Consider the following 5,578-nt stretch of genomic DNA (forward strand, 5'->3'; position numbering starts at 1 on the left):
AGAGTATTTGCGCGCGGTGCGAACGCGGCCGACGCGATTCGACCCGCAACGACTAATCGGCTTGGACAGGTGGACGCTAGTAGTCACCGGCATCGGCGCGCCCGATTGCAGGCACGCCCCTGCTTTGCCGTCGGACGTGTAGTCGGCTGATTTTGCAGGAGAGTGTTGAGATGGTTTCGAAACTGACCAGACGTGCCGTCACCGCCGGGCTCGGCGCCGCCATGGCGATGCCGTGGATCACCAAGTCGCGGGCATTCACAGGAAAGCCGATCACCATCGGGATGCCATCGGCGCAGACTTCGGCGGCGGGCGTCGCGGATCATCTCGACTTCACCCAGGGCTCGACGCTGGCGATGGAAGAAATCAATGCCGCCGGCGGCATCATGGGCCGCGAGCTCAAGCTGTTTCAGGTCGATATCGACGTATTGTCGCCCGAGAGCAGCAAGCAGGCGATCGCCGCCTGTATCGACGCCCAGGTCGATGCGATTTCGTTCGCCTTCACGCTGGTGCCAATCCCGGCGATCGACGCGTCTTCGAAGTACAAATGTCCGCTGCTCTACGGCAACGCCCAACGCGCCGGCACAGAGGCGGTGAAGAAGAATCCTCAGAAATACAGCCACGTATTCCAGACGGCGCCGTCCGAGGTCAATTATGGCTGGACCTATCCGCTGTGGCTTGAGCACGAGGAGAAGGTCGGCGTCTGGAAGCCGAAGAACCGCAAGGTCCACATCATTCAGGAGCAGGTGGCCTACTGCCAGACCATTTCCAAGGCTGCGCAGGAGGCCATCAAGAAACGCGGCAAGTTCGAGGTCGCCCGCGTCACCGATATTCAGTTTCCGGTTCAGGATTGGTCGCCGGTCATCCGCGAAATGAAGGAGGTCGATGCGGGCGCCATCATGGTGGACCACTGGGTCGCGGCCGAATACGCGGCGTTCTGCAAGCAGTTCGTCGCCGATCCGGTGCCGAATTCGCTGGTCTATCTGCAATACGGTCCGTCGCAGCCAGAATTCCTGACATTGGCCGGCAGTTCCGCCAACGGCTTTGCGTGGTCGAGTACGGCCGGGCTTTACGCCGACGAGAAGGGGAAGGCGTTCGGGGCCAAATACAAGAAACGCTTTCCCGGCGTCATGGGGCTGGCCTACACGGGATTGGCCTACGACCACACCTACTACCTCAAGAAGGCCTGGGAGGCGGTCGGCGATCCGCGCAAGTTCAAGGACGTGTCCGACTGGATCCGCGCCAATCCGCAACGCGGCGTCAACGGCTATCTCGACATGAACAACGCCTATCAGGAGGCCTTCCATTTCCCGAACAATGGTGGCGACGAGATTCAGGCCTCCGAGCTCGAAAAGGGTATGGCGCAGCTGTACTTCCAAGTGCAGGACAAGGACCACAAGCTGATTTTCCCATCCGAGGTGTCGGAAGCCAAGCTCAAGCCGGCACCGTGGTGGACCTGATGCTGAAGCAGGCGCAGGATGATCGGCGGAGCGGCGCGCCGCGTTCGCCGCTGTTCTCCGGCAGCGACATCAGCCTCGATCTCGGCGGCCGGACGATCCTGCGCGACATCAATCTGAGCGTCGGACGTGGCGAGGTGCTGGGCATCATCGGGCCGAACGGCGCCGGCAAGACCAGTCTGTTCGAAGTGCTGTCCGGGCGGATTGCGCCGAAGAGCGGCAAGGTGCGGTTCAAGGAAGAGGACGTCACGTCGCTGCCGCTGCACGCCCGCGCCCGGCTCGGCATCGGTCGCACCTATCAGACGCCGGTGATCCCGGACGAACTCACCGTCGAGGAAACCTTCAAGGCCGCACGCCAGGCGTTTCCGCCTTACCTCACCAAATACGACGCCGAATACGGCGCCGAGCTCGTCAACCTCAAGGTCGACGCCGACATGCCGGCGGTTCAGCTCGAGACGCTGAACCGGCGCAAGCTGCTGCTCGCCTGTCTGCTGATGCGCCGCCCGTCTCTGTTGCTGATGGACGAGCCGGCCGCGGGGCTCATCAACTCCGAAGTCGACGAGATCGACTTCCTGCTGCGTGTGCTGTCGAAGGAGATGAGCATCTCCATCATCATCGTCGAACACCGCATCGAGCTGCTGTCGACGATTGCCGATCGCGTCATGGTGATGGATGCGGGCGAAGTCATCTCGGAAGGGCTGATGAAGGACGTGCTGGCCGATCCCAAGGTCCACGCCGCCTATTTCGAAAATGTCGAGGAGGCGTAGCCCATGCTGGCCTCCCCAACCACACTGCCGCTGCCCGCCTCGATCGATCGGCGCGACGTCCTCAACGTCTCCGGCCTGTCGGCGGGCTACGGCCCCATGCGGGTGATTCACGATCTCGATCTGATCGTGAATTCCGGCGAGCGCATCGGCATCGTCGGTCTCAACGGCCACGGCAAATCGACACTGTTCTACGCGATCGCCGGCCTCACCGGCTGGCAGCGCGGCTCGATCAAGCTCAACGGCGTCGAGGTCGGGCGGACCAGGAGCCAGGGCCCCGGCCGCTACACCCACCAGATCGTGCGGTCCGGCCTTGCGTTGATTCCGCAGGGCGACGAGATTTTCCATGGCCTCACCGTCGAGGAACATCTCGATTCCGGCGCCTTCACGCCGCGCGCCTGGCGCGAGAGAGCGCAGCGCAAGCTCGGCATTTTGGAAATCTTCCCGCCGCTGAAGAAGCTGATGCACGTTCCGGTCGGCCGGCTGTCGGGCGGCGAGCGGCGCATGGTGTCGATCGGACGCGGGCTGATGGCCGAGGCGTCGCTGTTCCTGGTCGACGAACCGTCGCTCGGTCTCGCGCCGAAGATCGGCAAGAGCGTGATCGACGCCCTGATGGCGATCGACCTCGGCACGTCGGCGATGGTGATCGCCGAACAGAACGTCGCGCTGCTTGAAGGCCGCGTCGACCGGATCATCGGGATGCACGCCGGCAAGCTCAAGGGCGAGGCTTCCGCAGCTCTCATGTTGCACGATCTCAGCAAGGCGTAACATCACATGGATCTGTGGTTCATCATCAGCAATACAATCGTGCTCGCCGCGATCTACGGCACGCTGGCGATCGGCGTCTCGATCACCTGGTCGAGCCTCGGCCTGCTCAACCTCTCTTACGGTTTCGTGTTTGCCTTCGCCGGCTACGGCGCCTGGCTGTTCGCCCAATATGTCACCTCGTTCGGCCTCGCCGTCTTGGCGGTCGGAATCCTCGCCGGTGCGCTCGGCGGGGTTCTCGTCTGCGCGGTGGCGTTCATCCCGATTCACGACAAGCCAAACTTCACGACACGCGGATTGATCGCCACCCTGGCAATCAATTTGGTTGGCACCCAAACGCTGATGTGGTGGTTCGGGCCGCGTTCGAAGAGCCTGCCGGAGATTTTTGGCACCTGGAAGCTGTCGCTGTCCGGCATGGTTCTCACCGCCGACCGGGTGGGCAACGTGCTGACCTCGGTCATCATGCTGCTGCTCGTTCTGCGCTGGATGCGGTCGAGCCGTCGTGGCCTCGAAATCCGCGCCATGATGATGAACCCGCACGCCGCCTCGATCGTCGGCATCGGCGTGCGGCGGACCTCGTTCTACGTCATGGCTATCACCGGCGGTCTCGCCGGCCTGTCCGCCGTGCTGCTGTCGCAGACCTACTACATCTCGCCCTTCGGCGGCTTGATGCCGATGATCAAGGCCGTCGCGATCGCGCTGTGCGGCGGGCTCGGCAGCGTGCAGGGCGCGGTGATCGCCGCGCTGGTGCTCGGCCTCAACGAGGCGTTGACCACAGTCTCGGTCGGCGGCCGCTACGTCCTGATCACCCAGTTTCTGCTGATCATCGCCATCCTGCTGGTGCGGCCGCGCGGCATCGCCGGCCTGCTGGACAAGGCGAGGGAGGCCTGACGATGAGCTCGACCGAAGCCGGAGGCACGATCTGGCGCAATCCGCTCTACGTCTGGGACAAAGAGGGGCAGACCGAAGAGCTGCCGACCGTTCCGCACCGCAGTCATCAGGACGTCTGGGAGGCGACGCGCAGTTCGAAGGTGGCTCTGTCGCCGGTGGGGCGGCTGCGTTACTACTACAAATGGCCCGGTCACGGCGCTGCGACCTGGAATCGCTGGCGCTATTGGCCGACCCGCCGGCGCTTGCTCCGTATCCACGGCGAGTACAATCCCAAGACGCTGCGCCGCGAGAAGACGATCGTCGACAAGCGGCCGATCTGGTGGGTGATGGGGCTGCTGGTCCTCGCGCTGGTGCCCTTGCTGACGCCGATGCGGCTCGAGAATACGCTGCTGACGGCGGGCGCGACTTTCGGCATCTACGCCGCGATCAATCTTTGCTGGATGCTGGTGATCGGTACGGCGGGCATCTTCTCGCTGGCGACCTACGCGGTGGTCGGCAACGCGGCGTTCCTCACCGCCTTCCTGTCGGTCCAGTTCGGCCTACCATGGTGGCTGCTGCCGCCGGTTGGTGCGGTCGTGGGCCTGATTTTCGGTGGGCTGATCGCGCTTCCGGCGACCCGGCTCGATGGTTTCTATTACGCGCTGTTGACGCTCGGGCTCAACGAGCTGTGCCGCGTCTATTTCGTCACCTCGAAGGAGTTCGGCGCGGCGACCGGCGGCCTCTACGGCGCCGACACCTACATTCCTCAGGAGTGGTCGCAGAGCGGGCAGCTACAGATCGCCTACTACGCCTGCCTGGCGCTGATGCTGCTGGCGCTCCTGCTGTATCGCTTCGTCAACGGCCGGCGGCTGGGCCGCATCCTGCGCATGGCGCCGGAGAAGCGTGAGGCATTCGCTCAGGCCACGGGTGTCGATTTCCGTCAGGCGCGGGTGCGGGTGTTCCTGATCTCATCCGTGGCGCTTGGATTCATCGGCGGATTTTACTCGGCGAATTTCGGCGGCGTCGCATTCTCGCTGTTCAATTTCGACACCGTGCTGCTCGGCCTCGCCATGCTGGTGATCGGCGGCATCGGCCGCGCCGACGGCGCAGTGGTGGGCACGTTGATCGTGGTGTTCTTCGACAAGGTGATGATCACGCTCGGCCCGCCGCGGCTGATCATCATCGGCCTGATCATGCTGGCGACCGTGATCTATCTGCGCAACGGCATTTTCGGCATCAAGCAGCAGTTCCGCAGCTGGCGTAACAAGAAGAAGAGCGAGCGGCGTTCCACACGGGCCGAAAAGGGCGGCGAGCTGCTGCCCGAAGAGGCCACCGAGATCAACAATGCGGACGAGGCCTATCGGCGCCGCTATGACAAGATGCAGCGCGACTTCCTGAAGACGCTGGTGACGCCCGATATCATCGACGAGCATCGCCGCGGTCCGCAGTTGCAGCACAGCGAGGCGCTGGAGCGGCTGCTGATCTACTTCCGCAGCCAGCCGCAGCCGGACAAATACGCGATTTCGGCGATGGATGACGGCTTCCGGATTGTGGCGCTGTCCGGCTTCCGCGGCGTCGCGCCGCGGGTCGTCGAGGACAAGATCTACAAGACCACCAAGGATGCGTATCACGGCGTGTTCCTGCGCCGCGTGCACGACCTGCTGGAATCCTAACAACCAACCGCGCAGCGGTGGTGTGGAGTGTGCTCGATGGCGCAAGTGAAGC

At 63.7% G+C, this 5,578-nt stretch carries 5 protein-coding genes; all 5 read left to right on the plus strand.

Features of this window, described 5'->3' with window-relative positions:
- Window positions 1-170 precede the first annotated feature (170 nt).
- Genes I5M_RS04425 through I5M_RS04445 form a run of 5 tightly spaced genes read left to right on the plus strand, consistent with a single transcriptional unit; the run spans window position 171 to window position 5,526 of the window.
- Window positions 171-1,457: an ABC transporter substrate-binding protein gene (locus I5M_RS04425; protein WP_022720300.1), complete on the plus strand. Its 1,287-nt coding sequence runs from the start codon at window positions 171-173 to the stop codon at window positions 1,455-1,457.
- Window positions 1,457-2,221 carry an ABC transporter ATP-binding protein gene (locus I5M_RS04430; RefSeq protein WP_051048656.1) on the plus strand — a complete coding sequence of 255 codons (765 nt, stop codon included), beginning with the start codon at window positions 1,457-1,459 and terminating at the stop codon, window positions 2,219-2,221. The genes I5M_RS04425 and I5M_RS04430 overlap by 1 nt, the downstream gene beginning before the upstream one ends.
- Before the next feature lie 3 nt (window positions 2,222-2,224).
- Complete coding sequence (locus tag I5M_RS04435; protein WP_022720302.1) at window positions 2,225-2,986, plus strand: ABC transporter ATP-binding protein; 762 nt, start codon at window positions 2,225-2,227, stop codon at window positions 2,984-2,986.
- A gap of 6 nt (window positions 2,987-2,992) precedes the next feature.
- Complete coding sequence (locus tag I5M_RS04440; protein WP_022720303.1) at window positions 2,993-3,874, plus strand: branched-chain amino acid ABC transporter permease; 882 nt, start codon at window positions 2,993-2,995, stop codon at window positions 3,872-3,874.
- Window positions 3,875-3,876: 2 nt separating this feature from the next.
- Entirely contained in the window at window positions 3,877-5,526 is a 1,650-nt protein-coding gene (locus I5M_RS04445; protein WP_022720304.1) for a branched-chain amino acid ABC transporter permease, read from the plus strand.
- Window positions 5,527-5,578: the final 52 nt, after the last annotated feature.

The sequence above is a fragment of the Rhodopseudomonas sp. B29 genome, from assembly GCF_000333455.1.
In the GTDB taxonomy this organism is placed as follows: Bacteria; Pseudomonadota; Alphaproteobacteria; order Rhizobiales; family Xanthobacteraceae; genus Rhodopseudomonas.